The sequence below is a fragment of the Burkholderia sp. AU19243 genome (assembly GCF_018148075.1).
GTDB classification, from domain to species: domain Bacteria; phylum Pseudomonadota; class Gammaproteobacteria; order Burkholderiales; family Burkholderiaceae; genus Burkholderia; species Burkholderia latens_A.
In genome coordinates this window covers 216,651-237,072 of the sequence record NZ_JAGSTV010000011.1, presented here as the reverse complement: position 1 = coordinate 237,072, position 20,422 = coordinate 216,651, and the positions used below count along the sequence as shown (strand labels likewise).

At 66.8% G+C, this 20,422-nt stretch carries 22 protein-coding genes; 20 read left to right on the top strand and 2 right to left on the bottom strand.

Going from position 1 to position 20,422, the window contains the following annotated elements:
• The 3 genes from KDW55_RS21225 to gltA all read left to right on the top strand — a co-directional run.
• On the top strand, positions 1–305 hold a 305-nt coding region (locus tag KDW55_RS21225; protein ID WP_212160929.1), incomplete at its 5' end, for a 4Fe-4S dicluster domain-containing protein.
• A 6-nt stretch (positions 306–311) separates the two neighbouring features.
• Positions 312–584, top strand: a complete 273-nt coding sequence (locus KDW55_RS21220) for a succinate dehydrogenase assembly factor 2 (RefSeq protein ID WP_040139411.1) — start codon at positions 312–314, stop codon at positions 582–584.
• 66 nt (positions 585–650) lie between these two features.
• Complete coding sequence (gltA, locus tag KDW55_RS21215; RefSeq protein WP_011881720.1) at positions 651–1,952, top strand: citrate synthase; 1,302 nt, start codon at positions 651–653, stop codon at positions 1,950–1,952.
• Between the two features lie 90 nt (positions 1,953–2,042).
• Here the strand turns inward: gltA and KDW55_RS21210 are convergent, their stop codons facing one another.
• Complete coding sequence (locus tag KDW55_RS21210) at positions 2,043–3,032, bottom strand: AraC family transcriptional regulator (protein ID WP_212160931.1); 990 nt, start codon at positions 3,030–3,032, stop codon at positions 2,043–2,045.
• A 71-nt stretch (positions 3,033–3,103) separates the two neighbouring features.
• Between KDW55_RS21210 and KDW55_RS21205 the strand changes: the two genes are divergently transcribed.
• The 4 genes from KDW55_RS21205 (at position 3,104) to KDW55_RS21190 (ending at position 6,406) form a co-directional block, all read left to right on the top strand.
• Positions 3,104–3,493 carry a VOC family protein gene (locus tag KDW55_RS21205; protein WP_209825604.1) on the top strand — a complete coding sequence of 130 codons (390 nt, stop codon included), beginning with the start codon at positions 3,104–3,106 and terminating at the stop codon, positions 3,491–3,493.
• A 110-nt stretch (positions 3,494–3,603) separates the two neighbouring features.
• Positions 3,604–4,857 carry a DUF1479 domain-containing protein gene (locus KDW55_RS21200; protein ID WP_069242763.1) on the top strand — a complete coding sequence of 418 codons (1,254 nt, stop codon included), beginning with the start codon at positions 3,604–3,606 and terminating at the stop codon, positions 4,855–4,857.
• Between the two features lie 224 nt (positions 4,858–5,081).
• Positions 5,082–5,840, top strand: coding sequence for an arginine deiminase family protein (locus KDW55_RS21195; RefSeq protein WP_212160932.1), 759 nt, complete (start codon positions 5,082–5,084; stop codon positions 5,838–5,840).
• Positions 5,841–5,941: 101 nt separating this feature from the next.
• Positions 5,942–6,406, top strand: a complete 465-nt coding sequence (locus KDW55_RS21190) for an Lrp/AsnC family transcriptional regulator (RefSeq protein ID WP_040139415.1) — start codon at positions 5,942–5,944, stop codon at positions 6,404–6,406.
• A gap of 208 nt (positions 6,407–6,614) precedes the next feature.
• Here the strand turns inward: KDW55_RS21190 and KDW55_RS21185 are convergent, their stop codons facing one another.
• Positions 6,615–7,340, bottom strand: a complete 726-nt coding sequence (locus KDW55_RS21185) for a glutathione S-transferase (RefSeq protein ID WP_212160934.1) — start codon at positions 7,338–7,340, stop codon at positions 6,615–6,617.
• Positions 7,341–7,634: 294 nt separating this feature from the next.
• On the opposite strand from KDW55_RS21185, the gene leuC reads away from it, so the two are divergent.
• The 13 genes from leuC to accD all read left to right on the top strand — a co-directional run bounded on the left by leuC (position 7,635) and on the right by accD (position 20,397).
• Positions 7,635–9,044 (top strand): 3-isopropylmalate dehydratase large subunit, encoded by a 1,410-nt coding sequence (leuC, locus tag KDW55_RS21180; RefSeq protein ID WP_040139417.1) that lies wholly within the window; start codon positions 7,635–7,637, stop codon positions 9,042–9,044.
• Between the two features lie 3 nt (positions 9,045–9,047).
• Positions 9,048–9,194: an entericidin A/B family lipoprotein gene (locus tag KDW55_RS21175; RefSeq protein ID WP_040139418.1), complete on the top strand. Its 147-nt coding sequence runs from the start codon at positions 9,048–9,050 to the stop codon at positions 9,192–9,194.
• 65 nt (positions 9,195–9,259) lie between these two features.
• On the top strand, positions 9,260–9,910 hold the full coding sequence (leuD, locus tag KDW55_RS21170) for a 3-isopropylmalate dehydratase small subunit (protein ID WP_040139419.1): 651 nt from the start codon (positions 9,260–9,262) through the stop codon (positions 9,908–9,910).
• 75 nt (positions 9,911–9,985) lie between these two features.
• A complete protein-coding gene (gene leuB, locus KDW55_RS21165; RefSeq protein ID WP_040139420.1) occupies positions 9,986–11,053 on the top strand; it encodes a 3-isopropylmalate dehydrogenase in 1,068 nt (355 codons plus the stop codon).
• Between the two features lie 119 nt (positions 11,054–11,172).
• Complete coding sequence (locus KDW55_RS29490; RefSeq protein WP_006756675.1) at positions 11,173–11,292, top strand: hypothetical protein; 120 nt, start codon at positions 11,173–11,175, stop codon at positions 11,290–11,292.
• An 82-nt stretch (positions 11,293–11,374) separates the two neighbouring features.
• The gene (gene asd / locus KDW55_RS21155; RefSeq protein WP_040139421.1) at positions 11,375–12,496 is read left to right on the top strand and encodes an aspartate-semialdehyde dehydrogenase; all 1,122 of its coding nucleotides are present in this window, start codon (positions 11,375–11,377) and stop codon (positions 12,494–12,496) included.
• Between the two features lie 287 nt (positions 12,497–12,783).
• Positions 12,784–14,979 carry a FimV/HubP family polar landmark protein gene (locus KDW55_RS21150; protein ID WP_212160935.1) on the top strand — a complete coding sequence of 732 codons (2,196 nt, stop codon included), beginning with the start codon at positions 12,784–12,786 and terminating at the stop codon, positions 14,977–14,979.
• Positions 14,979–15,791 carry a tRNA pseudouridine(38-40) synthase TruA gene (gene truA, locus KDW55_RS21145; RefSeq protein WP_212160936.1) on the top strand — a complete coding sequence of 271 codons (813 nt, stop codon included), beginning with the start codon at positions 14,979–14,981 and terminating at the stop codon, positions 15,789–15,791. Before KDW55_RS21150 ends, truA begins: the two co-directional genes overlap by 1 nt.
• On the top strand, positions 15,788–16,489 hold the full coding sequence (locus tag KDW55_RS21140; RefSeq protein ID WP_040139424.1) for a phosphoribosylanthranilate isomerase: 702 nt from the start codon (positions 15,788–15,790) through the stop codon (positions 16,487–16,489). Before truA ends, KDW55_RS21140 begins: the two co-directional genes overlap by 4 nt.
• A gap of 55 nt (positions 16,490–16,544) precedes the next feature.
• The gene (gene trpB / locus KDW55_RS21135) at positions 16,545–17,738 is read left to right on the top strand and encodes a tryptophan synthase subunit beta (protein WP_040139425.1); all 1,194 of its coding nucleotides are present in this window, start codon (positions 16,545–16,547) and stop codon (positions 17,736–17,738) included.
• A 9-nt stretch (positions 17,739–17,747) separates the two neighbouring features.
• Positions 17,748–18,599, top strand: coding sequence for a site-specific DNA-methyltransferase (locus KDW55_RS21130; RefSeq protein ID WP_209822338.1), 852 nt, complete (start codon positions 17,748–17,750; stop codon positions 18,597–18,599).
• A gap of 41 nt (positions 18,600–18,640) precedes the next feature.
• Positions 18,641–19,459, top strand: a complete 819-nt coding sequence (gene trpA / locus KDW55_RS21125) for a tryptophan synthase subunit alpha (protein WP_212160937.1) — start codon at positions 18,641–18,643, stop codon at positions 19,457–19,459.
• 65 nt (positions 19,460–19,524) lie between these two features.
• Complete coding sequence (gene accD, locus KDW55_RS21120; RefSeq protein ID WP_040139428.1) at positions 19,525–20,397, top strand: acetyl-CoA carboxylase, carboxyltransferase subunit beta; 873 nt, start codon at positions 19,525–19,527, stop codon at positions 20,395–20,397.
• The last annotated feature ends 25 nt before the right edge of the window (positions 20,398–20,422 follow it).

The window sequence follows — 20,422 nt, the reverse complement described above, 5'->3', positions numbered from 1 at the left end:
AAGAGCGCGACGAGCTCGACGGCGTGTACGAGTGCATTCTGTGCGCGAGCTGCTCGACGTCGTGCCCGAGCTTCTGGTGGAACCCGGACAAGTTCGTCGGCCCGGCGGGCCTGCTGCAGGCTTACCGTTTCATCGCGGACAGCCGCGACACGGCCACCGGCGAGCGTCTGGACAACCTGGAAGACCCGTACCGTCTGTTCCGTTGCCATACGATCATGAACTGCGTCGACGTGTGCCCGAAGGGCCTGAACCCGACGAAGGCGATCGGCAAGATCAAGGAACTGATGGTTCGCCGCGCGGTATAAAGCTCGATGAGCGACGAATCGCATCAATCCGACCCTCACCGCCGCGCGCGCCTGCGCTGGCGCGCGCGGCGGGGTCTGCTGGAAAACGACATCGTATTCGAGCGTTTCTTCAGCAGATACGAGCATGACCTCACCGATGCAGACGTAGGCGCGTTGTCGCGCCTGCTCGATCTGAGCGACAACGACCTGATGGACTTGCTCCTCGCGCGCAAGGAACCAGAGGGCGACCTAAACAGCCCGGACGTTCACCGGCTGTTGGAGATGCTGCGCAACGTGTAACGCCAAGGTGTGACGCGCTGTGCCCGTTATCGAATCCCGTTTCTTTATTTCGATTGAGGATGTGCCATGACTCCGTCTGATGTTAAAGCCACGCTATCGTTCAGCGACAACTCGCCGAGCGTCGAAATGCCGATCTACAAGGGCACGATGGGCCCGGACGTGATCGACATCCGCAAGCTGTACGGCCAGACCGGCAAGTTCACGTATGACCCGGGCTTCATGTCAACGGCTTCGTGCAACTCGGCGATCACGTACATCGACGGCGACAAGGGCGAACTGCTGTATCGCGGCTACCCGATCGACAACCTCGCGCAGAACGCCGACTTCCTCGAGTCGTGCTACCTGCTGCTGAAGGGCGAGCTGCCGAACGCCGCTCAGAAGAAGGAATTCGTCGACACCGTCACGAAGCACACGATGGTGCACGAGCAGATGCACTTCTTCTTCCGCGGCTTCCGCCGCGATGCGCATCCGATGGCGATCCTCGTTGCCGCGGTCGGCGCGCTGTCCGCGTTCTACCACGACTCGCTCGACATCAACGACCCGCGTCACCGCGAAGTGTCGGCGATCCGCATGATCGCGAAGCTGCCGACGCTCGTCGCGATGGCGTACAAGTACAGCATCGGCCAGCCGTTCGTGTATCCGAAGAACTCGCTGTCGTACAGCGCGAACTTCATGCACATGATGTTCTCGAACCCGTGCGAAGAGTACAAGGTCAACGACGTGCTCGTCCGCGCGCTCGACCGCATCCTGATCCTGCACGCCGATCACGAGCAAAACGCATCGACGTCGACGGTCCGCCTGGCCGGCTCGTCGGGCGCGAACCCGTTCGCGTGTATCGCAGCCGGTATCGCATGTCTGTGGGGCCCGGCGCACGGCGGTGCGAACGAAGCCGCACTGAACATGCTCGAGCAGATCGGTTCGCCGGACAACATCCCCGAATTCATCAAGCAGGTGAAGGACAAGAATTCGGGCGTGAAGCTGATGGGCTTCGGCCACCGCGTGTACAAGAACTACGACCCGCGTGCGAAGCTGATGCGCGAAACGTGCTACGAAGTGCTGAACGAACTCGGCCTGCACGACGACCCGCTGTTCAAGCTGGCGATGCAGCTCGAGAAGATCGCGCTGGAAGACGAATACTTCGTGTCGCGCAAGCTGTACCCGAACGTCGACTTCTATTCGGGCATCGTGCAGCGCGCGCTGGGCATCCCGACGTCGATGTTCACGTGTATCTTCGCGATGGCACGTACGGTCGGCTGGATCGCACAGTGGAACGAAATGATCGCGGATCCGGAACAGAAGATCGGCCGTCCGCGTCAGCTGTTCATCGGCGACACGCCGCGCGAGGCAAAGCCGCTCAACGCACGTTAAGTCGTGCGCGGTGCGTACGGCGGCCACGCCGTTCGCACCCGGCCAGCGCAGCGCCCCGACACCCCGGTGGGTCATCCCGCCGGGGTGTTTTCATTTGCGCGGCCGGCGTCGGTCGCGTTCATGACCCGCGTCGGCGCCGCGTTCCAGCGACGGCGGCCGGATGTCGAGCGCCGGCGCGTCGGCATCGGGCGCGCGGCCGTGCCGCGCGAAGAACTGCCGGTAGGCGCTGGGGGTCATCCCGCGCGCGGCGAGGAACTGGCGGTTGAAGTTCGCGGCGTTCGGAATGCCGCAGCGCGCCGCCACCGTCGCGATCGGCCAGTCGGTGCCGACCAGATGACGGCACGCATGCGCAAGCCGCAGCCGCTGCACGTAGCGGCCGACACTTTCGCCGAGGTGCCGCACGAACAGACGCTGCAGCGTGCGCTCGGACATGTGTGCGACGGCGGCGAGCGTGTCGATGCGCAACGGTTCGTGGAAGTGCCGGTCGATCGCGTCGAGCACGCGGTCGAGGCGTTCGGCCTCGGGTGCGTCCGAGCCGGCCGATGCTGCGCGTGTGTCGGGACGATCGTACGCTTGCGCGGTGGCGAGCGGTTCGCCGCCGGCTTCCGCGAGATCGGCAAGCGTGTCGAGCGCGGCCGAGAGCCGCACGCGCGGCGATGCGTCGAGCAGCCGCGGCAGCCGCGCGCGCATCGCACGCGCCGTCTCCACGTCGAAACTCAGGCCGGCCGCCGCGCGCCGCAGCAGCGAGCGCAGCGGCGCGTATTCGGGGCAACAGTCGGCCACGCGCCGCGCCCAGTCGCCATCGAACCAGATGACGAGCGCCACTTCCGGCGCGTCGCGATCGATGCGTGCGTTCGACGACCACGTATGCGGGAGGTTCGGCGGCACGAGCACCAGATCGTCGTCCGCGTAACTGGAAACGCGATCGCCGATGAAGCGCCGGCCGCGACTATTGAGCGTCAGCGTCAGTTCGTACTCCGGGTGGCGATGCCATTCGAACGGAATGCGCGCGAGCTGGCGGTGGTACACGCGGATCGAGCAGCCAGGCGCAAACGTCACGTGTTCGTATTGCGGCTTCATCGCGGCCTCCGGGCGACGGCGGCAACGCACCGTGGCATGATCGTGGTCGATCGTCACGACGGAGCGATGCCATGTTTTCACATGTCTGCGTGGGCGTCAGCGATACCGCGCGCGCGTACGAGTTTTACGCGCCGCTGTTCGCCGAACTCGGGTTGCGGCTGAGGTTCAACGAGCCGGACGGCTGGTCGGGGTGGATGCCGGCCGACGCCGATCGGCCGCTGTTCTTCTTCGGCAGGCCGCTCGACGGGCGCGCGCCCGAACCCGGCAACGGCCATACGATCGCGTTCGATGTGCAGGACCGCGCGCAAGTCGACCGCTGCCACGCGCTCGCGCTGCAGCACGGCGCCACCTGCGAAGGGCCGCCGGGCTTGCGGCCGCACTATCACGCCGACTATTACGGCGCGTATTTTCGCGATCCCGACGGCAACAAGCTGTGCGTGGTCTGCCATCGGCCCGAGTAGCACGCATTTGTCAGGATTGTATCGATAGTTGACCGGATGGTGTCGATGACGCTCGTGTCCCGGCCGTACGCTGAGCACTCGACACAGCACGGATCAACGAGGAGACAACGATGCATCTGACGATTGACGATCTGCCGGGCGCGATCCGCACGGCGAAACGGGCGCTGCGCAACGACCTGCCCGGCTACGCGGCCGCGTTCCGCGAAGTGGAAGGGGACATCGCGCGGCAGGTGGATGCGATCCGTCGCGCGCATGCGCATGGCCGCGACGTGATTCCGGTGCTGCCGTTCGCGGATATCGCCAGCGGTGGCATCGATCCGCGCACGGTTGCCGAGATTCGCACCCACGGCGCGGTGGTGATACGCGGCGTGTTCGACGCGCAGCAGGCGCGCGACTGGAACGACGAGATCGGCGCGTACCTCGACGCGAACCGCTTCGCGGAGCGGCTGCATGCGCGGGCCGAGGACCGCTACTTCGGCAATCTCGCGTCGGGCAAGCCGCAGATCTACGGCGTCTATTGGTCGAAGCCGCAAGTGGCCGCGCGCCAGTCGCCGGCGCTCACGCAGGCGCGCGTGTTCCTGAACCGCCTGTGGCGTCATGCCGACGGCGCACGCGCGCATTTCGATCCCGATCAGGTGCCCGCCTACGCTGACCGGATTCGCCGCCGGCCGCCGGGTTCGACGTCGCTCGGACTGTCGCCGCACGTCGACGGCGGTTCCGTGGAGCGCTGGCTCGGCGCGAACTTCCGGCAGGTCTATCGTCATGTGCTGGCCGGCCACTGGCGGGATTACGATCCGTTCGACGCCGCGTTCCGTCCGGACGTCGAGGAGATTCCGTCTCCGGCCGTGTGCTCGATGTTCCGCACGTTCCAGGGCTGGACCGCGCTGACGCCGCAAGGGCCGGGCGACGGCACGCTGCAGCTGATTCCCGTTGCGAACGCGATGGCATATGTCGTATTGCGCGCGCTGCAGGACGACGTCGCCGACGACGACCTGTGCGGCGCGCGGCCGGGCCGCGCGTTGTCGATCCTGCCGCAATGGCACGCGTTGCTGCTCGACGCACTTGTGCCGATCCCGCATATGGAACCGGGCGATGCGGTGTTCTGGCACGGTGACGTCGTGCACGCGGTGGAGGATGCGCATCGCGGCAGCGGCGACAGCAACGTGATGTATATCGCGGCCGCGCCGGGTTGCGCGAAGAACGACGCGTACCTGCAGCGTCAGCGGCTGGCATTCCTGCGCGGCGACAGCCCGCCGGATTTCCCGGCCGACCATTTCGAGACCGATTTCGACGGGCGTGCAGGCGAAGGCGACCTCACGGCGCTCGGCCGTGCGCAAATGGGCTTCGGGCCGGCGCGCGCATAACGAAGGCGCCGATCCTCCCGAAACCGCCGGTCAAAACCGCCATTCGCATCGCGCGAGCGGGACGACTGCCGAATCCGCTGCGCGGCGCTAACACTTCGACGCGATCGGCTGCGCATGCGCGCAAAATCGACGCGCATTGCGCCGGTTGTTTTTCGATAATGGTCTGCACGCACCATGCAGCTGCCCGGTGTGGCGCACGGGGCAGCGAGACCACGGAGGAGCCGATGCAATTCACGCAAGCGATCGTTCGCCGTCCCGCGCCGTCCTGTGGCGCGGGCCTCACCACCGCGGCGCTCGGCGCGTCCGACTACCACAAGACGCTCGCGCAGTTTCACGCATACTGCGACGCGCTGCGCGGGCTTGGCGTCGAACTGACCGAGCTGCCGCCGCTCGATGCGTTTCCCGATTCGCACTTCGTCGAAGACGTCGCGGTCGTCACGCCCGAGTTCGCGGTGATCACGCGCCCGGGCGCGCCCGCACGGCGCGGCGAGACCGCGCACATCGAAGGGGCGCTCCGCGTGCACCGCGAGCTGTTGCCGATGCAGCAAGGGCGTCTTGACGGCGGCGACGTGATGCTGGTCGGCAAGCGGTTCTACATCGGGCTGACGAGCCGCACCGACGCCGAAGGCATTGCCGAATTCGAGTCGTTGGTGTCGCGCCATGGCTATTCGGTCGTTGCGGTGCCGGTCGGCGCGGGACTGCACCTGAAGTCGGTCGTCAACGCGGTCGGCGACGACACGCTGCTCATGACCGACGCGATGGCCGCGCATCCGGCGTTCGCCGGCTATCGCCGGATCGCGATCGCGGCCGCCGACGAATACGCGGCCAACACGCTGCGCGTGAACGGCACGCTGATCTCGCCGGCCGGCTATCCGCGCGTGCACGACGCGATTCACGCGCTCGGGTTGCCGCTGCACGTGATCGACAGTAGCGAATTTCGCAAGATGGATGGCGGCCTGACCTGCCTGTCGCTGCGGTTCTAGCCGATTGGCGGGCGACCGCTTCGGCCGGATAATGTGGCGCCCGCGCGGAACCGGAGGAGACGCGCCGCGCACCAGCCACGACCCGACCGGAGCGAACACGGATGACCGACAAGAAGATGCAGCTCGACAGGATCGATCTTCGGATCCTCGACATCCTGCGCACCGACGGACGGATTTCGTACCGGAAACTGTCCGAGCTTGTGAACCTCACGCCGCGTCCGTGCCAGGCGCGCGTGGAGCGTCTCGAAGCGCTCGGCGTGATCGGCGGCTACCGCGCGGTCATCAACGCACCGCGCGCGACCAAGCCGATCGTCGTGATCGCGCAGATCGGGCTGGCCGATCACGGGCGTTCGCAGGCGCCGTTCGAGGACGAGATGCGGAACAACCCGGCCGTGCTCGATTGCTGGCTCGTCAGCGGCACGTTCGATTTCATCGTACGGCTCGCATGCGACGACCTCGACGAATACCGGCGGATCGCGAACCAGTGGCTGGAAAACCCGCGGTTCAGGATCGAGAAGATCGTGACGACGGCCGAGTTGCAGGCGATCAAGCGCAGCGTCGTTTGACGCGGCAGTGCGCGTGCGGCGTGCGCCGCCACTGTGGATTCCCGGCGTGCCTCACGACGACGGTCTGCGGCGCGCATGGCGGGCGGATCGATTGGCATTCCAGATCGATTCGATCGGCGCGAATCCCCGCATGAGTGAACACCACGGATGCTTTGCGGTCGGCGGCACGGGGAGCGGCGCTGAGCGGCGCGCGGCCGCTGCGCCGCCGCTACGTGTCCAGCTCCGGATAGTGCCGGAAGATTCCCATGTCGTTGAACGGGATGCGTCGCTCCGACGCGAGATAACGCGCGATCGGCGGATGCTCGGCAACGCGGTCGTGCAGGGCGACGAGCCCTGCGACGTCGCGCTCCGCGCGCTTCATCGCCTTCGGAAACGCGTAACGCAGCCCTTCGATCAGCTGGAAGAGTGACAGGTCCGCGTAACTGAGCGCGCGGCCGGCGATGTAGCCGCGCTTGTGCGGATTTTGCGCGAGCACGCGGTCGAAGTAGCCGAGGAACTTCGGCAGCCGATGCGCGAGAAAATCGGCTGCGCGTCTGGTGGCCTCGGCCTTCTGCTCCTCGTAGTACAGGCCGCTGCCGATCGGATGGTGCGTATCGTGGATTTCGGTGACGAAATCGGCGACGGTCAACTGCAACTGATGCACCCACAGCCGGCCGGCTTCGTCTTCGGGCGCGAGTCCGAGCCGCGTGCCGAGAAACAGCAGGATGTTCGCGGTCTGTCCGACGACCAGGTCGCCGGCTTTCAGGAAGGGCGGCGCGAACGGCACGCATTCGGCCTTCGCGCTGTCCATCATCTGCATCATCGCCGCTACACCCATGCCGCGCCCTGATTCGCGTGCGACGTCGACGTAGTCGGCCTCGGCCGCCTCGAGCGCGAGCCGCACATATTCGCCGCGTCCCTGGATTTCCGGCCAGTAATAGAGTTCGTATCGCATGCAATGCTCCTGTCCGTCGATGCGTCGAGCGATGCCCGCATCGTGATGGCGGGGAGGGCGGCCGTATGCCGCCCGTTGCGAATAGACAGTCTAGAAGATCGGGCGCGGAATGCGGCGCGCGAGGCGGGCGATGCGGACCCGTTTGCCGGGTAATGCCGATACAGGTATTGGCACTACCAGCCAAACCACTGTTTTTAATGGGTTTTTTCGTGCCGAGCCCGCGCCGTAGCGCATTCTGCGTGGCATAATCGATTGCACCAGCAAGGCTTGTAGTCACAACGACCCCGCATACCCATGGCACAGACTCTCTACGACAAACTGTGGAATACCCACGTCGTCCACACCGAGGACGACGGCACGGCATTGCTCTATATCGACCGTCAACTGCTGCACGAAGTCACGAGCCCGCAGGCGTTCGAGGGGCTGAACGTCGCGCACCGCCCGGTGTGGCGCATCAGTGCGAACTTGGCCGTATCCGATCACAACGTACCGACCACCGATCGCAGCCACGGCATAGCCGATCCGGTCTCGAAGCTGCAGGTCGACACGCTCGACGCCAACTGCGACGCCTTCGGCATCACGCAGTTCAAGATGAACGACGTGCGCCAGGGCATCGTGCACATCATCGGGCCGGAGCAGGGCGCGACGCTGCCGGGCATGACGATCGTTTGCGGCGATTCGCACACGTCGACGCACGGCGCGTTCGGCGCGCTCGCGCACGGGATCGGCACGTCCGAAGTCGAGCACGTGCTTGCAACGCAAACCTTGCTGCAGAAAAAGAGCAAGAACATGCTCGTGAAGGTCGAGGGCACGCTGCCGCGCGGCTGTACCGCGAAGGACATCGTGCTCGCGATCATCGGCAAGATCGGCACGGCCGGCGGCACCGGCTACGCGATCGAATTCGGCGGCTCGACGATCCGCGCACTGACGATGGAAGGCCGGATGACCGTCTGCAACATGGCGATCGAGGCTGGCGCGCGCGCAGGCATGGTCGCCGTCGACGACACGACGATCGACTACCTGAAGGGCCGTCCGTTCGTGCCGACCGGCGCGGAGTGGGACCAGGCCGTCGAGTACTGGCGCGAATTCAAGTCCGACGAAGGCGCGCAGTTCGACCGCGTCGTCGAACTGAATGCGGCCGAGATCGTCCCGCAGGTCACGTGGGGCACGTCGCCGGAAATGGTCACGTCGATCGACGGTCGCGTACCCGATCCCGAGCGCGAGAAGGATCCGGTCAAGCGCGATGCGATGGAGCGCGCGCTGGCGTACATGGCGCTCGAGCCAAACACGCCGATCGAATCGATCAAGGTCGACAAGATCTTCATCGGCTCGTGCACGAATGCCCGCATCGAGGACATCCGCGCGGCCGCATACGTCGTGAAGAAGCTGAACCGCCGCATCGCGCCGAACGTGCGGCTCGCGATGGTCGTGCCGGGCTCGGGCCTCGTGAAGGCGCAGGCCGAGCGCGAAGGGCTCGACAAGGTGTTCACCGACGCGGGCTTCGAATGGCGCGAGCCGGGCTGCTCGATGTGCCTCGCGATGAACGCGGACCGGCTCGAGCCGGGCGAGCGCTGCGCATCGACGTCGAACCGCAACTTCGAAGGACGGCAGGGTGCCGGTGGCCGCACGCATCTCGTGAGCCCCGCGATGGCGGCGGCCGCGGCCATCGAAGGCCACTTCGTCGACATTCGTCAGCTGGGGTAACGCGTGACGAAATCGAAGCTGATCGCGCGGCTGGTGGCCGCGCTGGCGCTCGCGGGGCTGGCGTTCGGCCTTGCGGGTTGCAATACCGTCCGAGGCTTCGGCCAGGATGTCAACGCCGCCGGCAACGCGCTGCAGCGCGCCGCGGAATGACGCCCACTGAGAATTTGTCGATGTGCGCCGGCTGAACGCCGGCCCTCCCACCGGATAGACGGATCATGGAAAAATTCATTGTGCATACCGGCGTCGTGGCGCCGCTCGATCGCGAGAACGTGGACACCGACGCGATCATCCCGAAGCAGTTCCTGAAGTCGATCAAGCGCACGGGCTTCGGTCCGAACGCGTTCGACGAGTGGCGTTACCTCGACCACGGCGAGCCCGGCCAGGACAACTCGAAGCGCCCGCTGAACCCGGACTTCGTGCTCAATCAGCCGCGCTACCAGGGCGCATCGGTGCTGCTCGCACGCAAGAACTTCGGCTGCGGCAGCTCGCGCGAGCACGCGCCGTGGGCGCTGCAGCAGTACGGCTTCCGCGCGATCATCGCGCCGAGCTTTGCGGACATCTTCTTCAACAACTGCTACAAGAACGGGCTGCTGCCGATCGTGCTGACCGAGCAGCAGGTCGATCACCTGTTCAACGACACGTACGCGTTCAACGGCTATCAGCTGACGATCGATCTCGACGCGCAGGTCGTGCGCTCGGGCGACGGCCGCGAGTATCCGTTCGAGATCACTGCGTTCCGCAAATACTGCCTGCTGAACGGCTTCGACGACATCGGCCTGACGCTGCGTCACGCGGACAAGATCCGCCAGTTCGAAGCCGAGCGGCTCGCGAAGCAGCCGTGGCTCAACAACAAGCTGGTCGGCTGAGATAGCCTTCGGGCGGGCGTGCATGACGCACGCTCGCCGACCTGTCACCCATACCTACCCAGTCAGGAATAACGCATGAAGATTGCAGTGCTGCCCGGCGACGGCATCGGTCCGGAAATCGTCAACGAAGCGGTCAAGGTGCTGAACGCCCTCGACGAGAAGTTCGAACTCGAGCACGCACCCGTGGGCGGCGCGGGTTACGAGGCGAGCGGTCATCCGCTGCCGGACGCGACGCTGAAGCTCGCGAAAGAAGCCGACGCGATCCTGTTCGGCGCGGTCGGCGACTGGAAATACGACTCGCTCGAGCGCCCGCTGCGCCCGGAGCAGGCGATCCTCGGGCTGCGCAAGCACCTCGAGCTGTTCGCGAACTTCCGTCCGGCGATCTGCTATCCGCAACTCGTCGACGCATCGCCGCTGAAGCCGGAGCTCGTCGCGGGCCTCGACATCCTGATCGTGCGCGAACTGAACGGCGACATCTACTTCGGCCAGCCGCGCGGCGTGCGTGCGGCACCCGACGGCCCGTTCGCCGGTGCGCGCGAAGGTTTCGACACGATGCGCTATTCGGAACCGGAAGTGCGCCGCATCGCGCACGTCGCGTTCCAGGCCGCGCAAAAGCGCGCGAAGAAGCTGCTGTCGGTCGACAAGTCGAACGTGCTGGAGACGTCGCAGTTCTGGCGCGACATCATGATCGACGTGGCGAAGGAATATGCGGACGTGGAGCTTTCGCACATGTACGTCGACAATGCGGCGATGCAGCTCGCGAAGGCGCCGAAGCAGTTCGACGTGATCGTGACCGGCAACATGTTCGGCGACATCCTGTCGGATGAAGCGTCGATGCTGACAGGCTCGATCGGCATGCTGCCGTCGGCGTCGCTCGACAAGAACAACAAGGGTCTGTATGAGCCGTCGCACGGTTCGGCGCCGGACATCGCGGGCAAAGGCATCGCGAACCCGCTCGCGACGATCCTGTCGGCCGCGATGCTGCTGCGCTACTCGCTGAATCGCGCGGAGCAGGCCGATCGCATCGAGCGCGCGGTGAAAACGGTGCTGGAGCAAGGCTATCGCACCGGCGACATCGCGACGCCGGGCTGCAAGCAGGTCGGCACGGCAGCGATGGGCGATGCGGTGGTCGCCGCGCTGTAACGCGCGCGGCAAGCAATCATGCGGTGAATTGTAGAAAGGGCGCGAACGGGCCGTGAAATCGGCCGGTTCGCACACGGTTGGCCGTTGTGCGGCCCACCGGCTTTGTGTAGACTCGAACGATGGCGCTGATTTCCCTGATCTCCCCGGTCCTGAAACTCCACGGCAACACTGCCCGTGCGGGTGCGCGCGCCATCGTCATCACGAAAACCATTACCACGAAAACGATCATTAAACGCTGATCGTCCGTCGTGCCCGCCTGTTTCCCCGCGCGGTCACGCCGGGGGCGGAAATGGCGGGGAAGCTCCATTCAAAGGGTTAGTCATGAACGTAGGTCTCGTAGGTTGGCGCGGCATGGTCGGCAGCGTGCTGATGCAACGCATGCAGGAAGAAGGCGATTTCGACCTGATCGAACCGGTATTTTTCAGCACCAGCAACACGGGTGGCAAGGCGCCGTCGTTCGCGAAAAACGAGACCACGCTCAAGGACGCGACCAACGTCGACGAGCTGAAGAAGTGCGACGTGATCATCACGTGCCAGGGCGGCGACTACACGAACGACGTGTTCCCGAAGCTGCGCGCTGCGGGCTGGAACGGCTACTGGATCGACGCGGCGTCGTCGCTGCGGATGAAGGACGACGCGGTCATCATCCTCGATCCGGTCAACCTCGACGTGATCAAGGACGCGCTGGTCAAGGGCACGAAGAACTTCATCGGCGGCAACTGCACGGTCAGCCTGATGCTGATGGCGCTCGGCGGCCTGTTCCGCGAGAACCTCGTCGACTGGATGACGGCGATGACGTACCAGGCCGCCTCGGGCGCGGGCGCGCAGAACATGCGTGAACTGCTGTCGCAGATGGGCGCGCTGCACGGCTCGGTGCAGGACCAGCTGGCCGATCCGGCGTCCGCGATTCTCGACATCGACCGCCGCGTGCTTGCGACGATGAATAGCGACGCAATGCCGACGAGCCAGTTCGGCGTGCCGCTCGCGGGCTCGCTGATTCCGTGGATCGACAAGGATCTCGGCAACGGGATGTCGAAGGAAGAGTGGAAGGGCGGCGCGGAAACCAACAAGATCCTCGGCAAGCCGGCGATGGGCGAGCCGGGTTCGATCCCGGTCGACGGCCTGTGCGTGCGGATCGGCGCGATGCGTTGCCACTCGCAGGCGCTGACGATCAAGCTGAAGAAGGACGTCCCGCTCGACGAGATCAACGGGATCCTCGCGTCGGCGAACGACTGGGTGAAGGTTGTGCCGAACGAGCGCGAAGCGTCGATGCGCGACCTGTCGCCGGCAAAGATCACCGGCACGCTGACGGTGCCGGTCGGTCGTCTGCGCAAGCTCGCGATGGGCGGCGAATACCTGTCGGCGTTCACGGTCGGCGATCAGCTGCTGTGGGGCGCGGCAGAGCCGCTGCGCCGCATGCTGCGCATCCTGCTCGACAAGTAACGATCGGGCCACGCCCGCGCGCCCCGGGCGCGAGACGCCTGCCAGCCCTTCGCGGGGCGGCAGGCGTTTTTTGTTGGCACGCGTCGCTGTCCAGGCGCCGAGGGCGCCGTTCATCGGCGACGAATTCGGCCGGAATCCGATCGCGTGAAGTAAACTATGCGATTACGACGCGCAGAGCCGCCGAAAGCGTCGCGTTCCGCGCGACGCTTTCGCATTTCTGCGGCAACTTTATTGACGCTTTCCTACGCGAATCCGAGCCGCGCCCGTGCGCGGCGATTGAGCCTACGATGTCCCGAATTTCCTTGTTTCCGCGGCAGTCCCGGCTGTCGCGCGCCGTGCGTGGCGCGCTGGCAATCCTGGCGCTCGGCGCGGTCGCGTCGGCATGGGCCGCCGGCGCCGGCGATCTGCCGGCGTCAGCCGCCGGCCCCGCGCCGCTCACCGTCACGGTCCAGCCGGGCCAGTCGTTGAACGACCTCGCGAAAGCGGCGACGCAGTCGCATGACCCGGCCGTGCTCGCGCGCGCCGGCCGCGCACTGTTCGACGCCAATCCGCAAGCATTCATGAAGCGGGATCCGAGCCGCCTCAAGGTCGGCGCGACGCTGACGGTGCCCGCACTCGATCCGACCGGTGCGGCGCTTGCGTCGGCCGGGGCATCCGCAGCATCGGCTGCATCCGCAGCGCCTGCCGTTGCTGCGGCTTCGGGTCCGGCCGCGGTCGCGCAGCATGGCGCGTCGGCGCCCCATCCGGGATCGGCCGCGCAAGGCCCGACCGCCGTGCTGGCCGCGTCGGTCGCGCATCCGGCGCCGGTGAGCGGGGCGAGCGGCCCGAGCGCGGCCGGCGCTTCGGCTTCAATGGGTGCGTCCGCTGCACACGGTGCGTCGACGGTCGATGCCATTCCGCCGGCAGCGCCTGCCGCTGGTGCCAGCGGGCCGCATGTGTGGAGTGGCTCGATCCAGTCCGCACCGTCGTCTGCGAGTGACGCGTCTGTCCTTCCCGCACCGGGCGCCCCCGCACAGGCTATGCATGAGCCATCCGCGGCGGCCCCCGTCGCGGCTGCGTCGCAGCCGCGGCCGTCGAGCTTGCAGCAACTCCTCGCGCTGAAAAACCGTGTGCTGATGGAATTGCAGAAGCACGGAATCGGCAAACCGGCCGCGACAAACAACGTCGCACCCGCGCCGGCGCCGCTTGCGCCGCGTCCGGCCGCGAATGACGCACCGGCATTGGCCGCTGCGTCGTCGCCCGCGGTGAGCGAAGCCGCGGCCGGTGGGGCCGCGAGCGCGGTACAGCCGGCATCGGCGCCCGTGCAACCGCGCGTGCCGGCGACAGCCGCAGCGCGCGCATCGGGTTCGGAACAGATCGACTGGCGCCCGGCCGCGGCAGCCGGTGCGGCCGTGATCGTGCTCGCGGCAGGGTTTGCGTGGCGCAAGCGCCGCAACGCGCGACGCGCCGATGGCATCACGCCGGTGCCCGGCGGATCGGCCGCCGCGGATGACGGCGCGTCGACGCCGCCCGTCGAGCCGTTGCCGCCGATTCTCCCCGAGACGCCGCTCGCCCGCGACGCCGCCGGCGATCCGAATCTGGTCACGGCCGCCGCCGCGGCGGCGGAGGCAATCGATTCGCACGCACCGGAAACGCTGGCGCCTGAGGTGTCGTCTCGGCCGGAACCGGCGAACGCGAACGACGCGCAGGCGGAAGCGGTGTCCACGCACGCTGCGCCGGACGGCGACGCTCCGCAAGTCCCCGACGCGGCTGCCGGCACGCCGGCCGACGCGCACGCCTCGTTGGCCGTAAATGACGCGCAGCCGGCTACGAAACCGGTTGCGGATGCGGCGGGCGACACTCGCGCCGTGTCGGCGGCGACCGACGCGCAGCCAGCTGCGGAAGCAGACGTGCACGCGCCGAGTGAAGCCCGCGCCGCGCCTGCGACGAACGACGCGCAGCACGCGGCGCTGATGCAGAACGCGATTAGCGCGCTCAACAGCCTCGACATGCCGCTGCCGCCGCGAACCGCGGAGGAGCCGGCCACTGGCGCAGCGCACACGGAAGCCGGCCAAGGCGCAACTAACGGTCAATCCGCGCAGCACCCGCCCGTTGGCACGACCGATCTGGCCCGCGAACATCCGGCCGACCAGCACGACGAGTTCGACGGGGAACCGGACGCACCAACGCCTGCTGCCGTCACGGGGAATGGCGACGCAGCGACGGCGTCGCCGCTGCCGCCGCTCGGCGGCGCGCAATTCGGCGCGTTGAAGCTCGATTTCGATCTCGATTTGCCGTCGACGCCGGGCGCCGTACTGCCGGCGCTGACGCCGGAAGAACTCGCCCGCATTGCCCGCAACAAGCTGGATCTCGCGTCCGAGTATGTGGAGCTGGGCGATCTATCGGGCGCGCGTACGCTGCTGCAGGAAGTGGTCGACGCGAACGACGCCGCCACGCGCGACGACGCGCGTGCGCTGCTCGCGAAGCTGGCGGACCACGCGTGATGCGGATCGCGCTCGGGATTCAGTACGACGGCGCCGCGTTCTGCGGCTGGCAGGCGCAGCCGCACGGCAAGACCGTGCAGGACGCGCTCGAACGGGCGCTCGGCGAATTTGCGTGCGTGCCGCTGCACACGACGGTCGCGGGGCGGACCGACACCGGCGTGCACGGGCTCGGGCAGGTCGTGCACTTCGACACGACGCTCGAGCGCGCCGATTTCTCGTGGGTGCGCGGCACCAATGCGTTCCTGCCGCCGACCGTGTCCGTGCAATGGGCAAAGCCGATGCCCGATACGTTCCACGCGCGTTTTTCGGCGTTCGAACGCACGTACTACTACGCGCTGTACGTGCATCCCGTGCGCTCGCCGATGCTGGCCGGCCGCGCGGGCTGGATTCACACGCCGCTCGACGACGACGCGATGCGCGCGGCCGCCGCGCATCTGATCGGTGAACACGATTTTTCGTCGTTCCGGTCGTCGGAATGCCAGTCGAAGACGCCGGTCAAACACGTGTACCAGATTGACGTGCGGCGCGCAGGCCACTTCATTCATTTCCGCTTCCGCGCGAACGCGTTCCTGCACCACATGGTGCGCAACCTGATGGGCTGCCTCGTCGCGGTCGGGCGTGGCCGTTACCCGGCGGACTGGCTGGCCGACGTGCTCGCCGGGCGCGATCGCAATCTCGCCGCGCCCACGTTCATGGCCGACGGGCTGTACCTCGCCCATGTCGGCTACCCGGCGGAATTCGCCGTCCCGCCCGCGCAGCTCGGCAGCGTGCCGTGGAGCAGCGTCTGGGCCGATCTGGACCCGCAATCATGACGGATCGCACCATGCTTTCTCCGACTCCCGGCGCGGCCGGCCTCGCGCCGCGCACGCGCATCAAGCTGTGTGGGCTGTCGCGTCCCGACGACGTGCTGCATGCGGCGGCGCTCGGCGCCGATGCGATCGGTCTCGTGTTCTACCCGAAGAGCCCGCGCGCGGTGTCGATCGCACAGGCGGCCGAGCTCGCGAGCATCGCGCCGCCGTTCGTGTCGGTGGTCGGGTTGTTCGTGAACGCGACGCAGGCCGAGATCGAGGCGGTCGTGCGCGACGTGCCGCTCACGGTCCTGCAGTTCCATGGCGACGAGACGCCCGAACAGTGCGACGCGCTCGGCCGCGCGGCGCGGTTGCCGTGGATGCGCGCGGTGCGCGTCGGCCCCTCGACGCAGCCGGCCGATTTGGTAGAATTGGCGCTTCATTATTCGAAAGCGCGCGGCCTCCTGTTCGACACACTGGTGCCGGACTACGGCGGCAGCGGCAAGGTCTTCGATTGGTCACTTATTCCCGCAGAGCTCGCGCATCGGGCCGTTTTGAGTGGTGGCTTGAACGCGCAAAACGTCGGTGATGCGATCCGCCAGTTGCGTCCGTTTGCTGTCGATGTCTCCAGTGGCATCGAAGTCGACGGCGCGAAGGGCGTGAAGGATCATGCCCGAATGGCGGCGTTCGTACGTGCGGTGCGCGAAGCGGACGCCGGGTGATGCAAGCCGGTGCGGCCCCGACAGCCGGGCGCACCGACCGATCGAGAGTGACACCATGTACAACCTTCCTGATGATCGTGGCCACTTCGGCCCGTATGGCGGCGTATTCGTCGCCGAGACGCTGATTCATGCGCTGGACGAATTGCGCGCAGCGTATGAGAAATTCCGGAACGACCCTGATTTCGTCGCCGAGTACGAGCGTGAGCTGAAGTACTTCGTCGGCCGTCCGTCGCCGATCTATCACGCGCAGCGCTGGAGCGAGACGCTCGGCGGCGCGCAGATCTACCTGAAGCGCGAAGACCTGAACCACACCGGCGCGCACAAGATCAACAACGTGATCGGCCAGGCGCTGCTCGCGAAGCGGATGGGCAAGAAGCGCGTGATCGCGGAGACGGGCGCCGGCCAGCACGGCGTCGCGACCGCGACGATCTGCGCGCGCTTCGGGATGGAATGCATCGTCTACATGGGCGCCGAGGACGTGCGCCGCCAGGCCGCGAACGTATACCGGATGAAGCTGCTCGGTGCGACGGTCGTGCCGGTCGAATCGGGTTCGCGCACGCTGAAGGATGCGCTGAACGAAGCGATGCGCGACTGGGTCACGAACATCGAAAGCACGTTCTACATCATCGGCACGGTCGCAGGCCCGCACCCGTACCCGGCGATGGTGCGCGACTTCCAGCGCGTGATCGGCGACGAGTGCAAGGTGCAGATGCCCGAACTCGCCGGCCGTCAGCCGGATGCGGTGATCGCGTGCGTCGGCGGCGGCTCGAACGCGATGGGCATCTTCTATCCGTACATCGACGATACGTCGGTGCAATTGATCGGCGTCGAAGCGGCCGGCGACGGCATCGACTCCGGCCGTCACGCGGCATCGCTGATCGCGGGCAGCCCCGGCGTGCTGCACGGCAACCGCACGTACCTGCTGCAGGACGACAACGGCCAGATCATCGAGACGCATTCGGTGTCGGCCGGCCTCGACTATCCGGGCGTCGGTCCCGAGCACGCATGGCTGAAGGACAGCGGCCGCGCGCAGTACGTGCCGATCACCGACGAAGAGGCGCTGAAGGCGTTCCACGACTGCTGCCGGATCGAGGGGATCATCCCCGCGCTCGAGTCAAGCCACGCGATCGCGTATGGCGTGAAGCTCGCGCCGACGTTGCCGAAGGACAAGATCCTGCTCGTCAACCTGTCGGGCCGTGGCGACAAGGACATGCACACGGTCGCCGAGCGATCGGGCATCGCCCTCTGACCCCGCCCGATGCGTGACCTGATCGAACAACCGGGCGGCGGCGCCGCAAGCGCAGCGGAGGCGGCGCAGCCCGTCGTCGCCGCGCCGTGCACGCCGCCGTCCGGGATCGAACTGCACAACCGCGATTTTCTGACCGAAGCCGCGCGCCTGCCGGATGCGTCGATCGACCTGATCGTCGCCGATCCGCCATACGGGCTCGGCAAGGATTACGGCAACGACTCGGACAAGCGTTCGGGCGACGACTTCCTCGCGTGGACGCGCGAGTGGCTCGAGCTCGCGATTCCGAAGCTGAAGCCGAGCGGGTCGATGTACATCTTCTGCACGTGGCAGTACGCGCCGGAAATCTTCAGCTTTCTGAAGACCAGGCTCACGATGGTCAACGAGATCATCTGGGACCGGCGCGTGCCGAGCATGGGCGGCACGACGCGCCGTTTCACGTCGGTGCACGACAACATCGGCTTTTTCGCAGTTTCCAAGGCGTATTACTTCGATCTCGATCCGGTCCGCATCCCGTACGACGCCGACACGAAGAAGGCCCGCTCGCGCAAGCTGTTCGAAGGCAGCAAGTGGCTGGAGATGGGCTACAACCCGAAGGACGTCTGGTCGGTTTCGCGCCTGCATCGGCAGCACGCGGAGCGCGTCGATCATCCGACCCAGAAGCCGCTGGAAATCATCGAGCGGATGGTGCTCGCGAGCTGCCCGCCGGGCGGCCGCGTGCTCGATCCGTTCATGGGCAGCGGTACGACCGCGGTGGCCTGCGCACGGCAGGGGCGCGACTTCGTCGGCTACGAGATCAACGAAAGTTATTGCGCGATCGCGCACGAGCGCGTGAGTGCGCTCGCCGCGCAGGCGTGCGCGTGAGCCGCGCCGCCGCTGTGCCGATCGCATCAAGGAAAATTGCCATGTCCTCCCGTATCCAGCAGACCTTCGCCGCACTCGCCGAACAGGGCCGCAAGGGCCTGATTCCGTTCATCACGGCCGGCGACCCCGATCCCGCGAAGACCGTCGAATTCATGCGCGCGCTCGCCGAAGGCGGCGCCGACGTGATCGAACTCGGCGTGCCGTTCTCGGACCCGATGGCCGACGGCCCGGTGATCCAGCGTTCGTCGGAGCGCGCGCTCGCGCGCGGCGTCACGCTCAAGAGCGTACTCGCCGACGTGAAGCGCTTTCGCGAGACCGACCGGAAAACCCCCGTCGTGCTGATGGGTTATGCGAACCCGATCGAGCGGATGGGCGTCGACGCGTTCGCTGCCGAAGCACGGGCGGCTGGCGTCGACGGCGTGCTGGTGGTCGACTACCCGCCCGAAGAAGCGGGCGTCTTCGCCGAGAAAATGCGCGGCGCGCAGATCGATCCGATCTTCCTGCTTGCGCCGACGTCGACGGACGAACGCATCGCCGACGTGGGCAAAATCGCGAGCGGCTACGTGTACTACGTGTCGCTCAAAGGCGTGACCGGCGCCGGAAATCTGGATGTTTCGAGCATTGCGGGTAAAATCCCGGCCATCAAGTCGCGCGTGCCGGTTCCGGTGGGCGTCGGCTTCGGGATCCGCGACGCCGAAACGGCGCGTGCGGTGGCCGAAGTGTCGGACGCCGTCGTGATCGGCAGCCGCCTGGTGCAGTTGCTGGAAAGCGCTGCGCCGGAAAGCGCCGCCGCCGCGCTGAAGACGTTCATCGCCGAGCTGCGCGCCGCCCTGGACGGCGCCGGCAATCCGGCGCGATAAACACAACAGGAAGCGGGGACGGGCCGCATCGGCCCGCCCCGCCACGGAACAGGAAACCATACACGATGAGCTGGCTCGACAAACTGTTGCCGCCGAAGATCAAGCAGACCGACCCGAAAAGCCGCAAGGGCATTCCGGAAGGCCTGTGGGTCAAGTGCCCGTCCTGCGAGGCCGTGCTGTACCGCAACGACGTGGACGCGAACCTGCACGTGTGCCCGAAGTGCGATCACCACATGCGCATCGGCGCGCGCGAACGCCTTGACGGGCTGCTCGATCCGGAAGGCCGCTATGAAATCGGTCAGGAAGTCGTGCCGGTCGACTCGCTGAAGTTCAAGGACAGCCGCAAGTATCCCGATCGTCTGAAGGAAGCGATGGACGAGACGGGGGAGACCGACGCGATGGTCGTGATGGGCGGCGCGATCCATACGCTGCCGGTGGTCGCGGCCTGCTTCGAGTTCTCCTTCATGGGCGGCTCGATGGGTTCGGTCGTCGGCGAGCGCTTCGCGCGCGGCGCGCAGAACGCGCTGGAGCAGCACGTGCCGTTCATCTGCTTCACGGCATCGGGCGGTGCACGGATGCAGGAAAGCCTGCTGTCGCTGATGCAGATGGCGAAAACGACCGCGATGCTGACGAAGCTGGCCGAAGCCAAGCTGCCGTTCATCTCGGTGCTGACCGACCCGACGATGGGCGGCGTGTCGGCGAGCTTCGCGTTTCTTGGCGACGTCGTGATCGCCGAACCGAAGGCGCTGATCGGCTTCGCCGGGCCGCGCGTGATCGAGCAGACGGTTCGCGAGAAACTGCCGGAAGGCTTCCAGCGCGCGGAATTCCTGCTGAAGACGGGCGCGATCGACATGATCGTCGATCGCCGCAAGATGCGCGACGAGATCGCGCAGCTGCTCGCGCTGTTGCAGCGACAGCCGGCCGACGCGCTGGCCTGAGAGGCGTGGCGTTGTGAACTGCGCG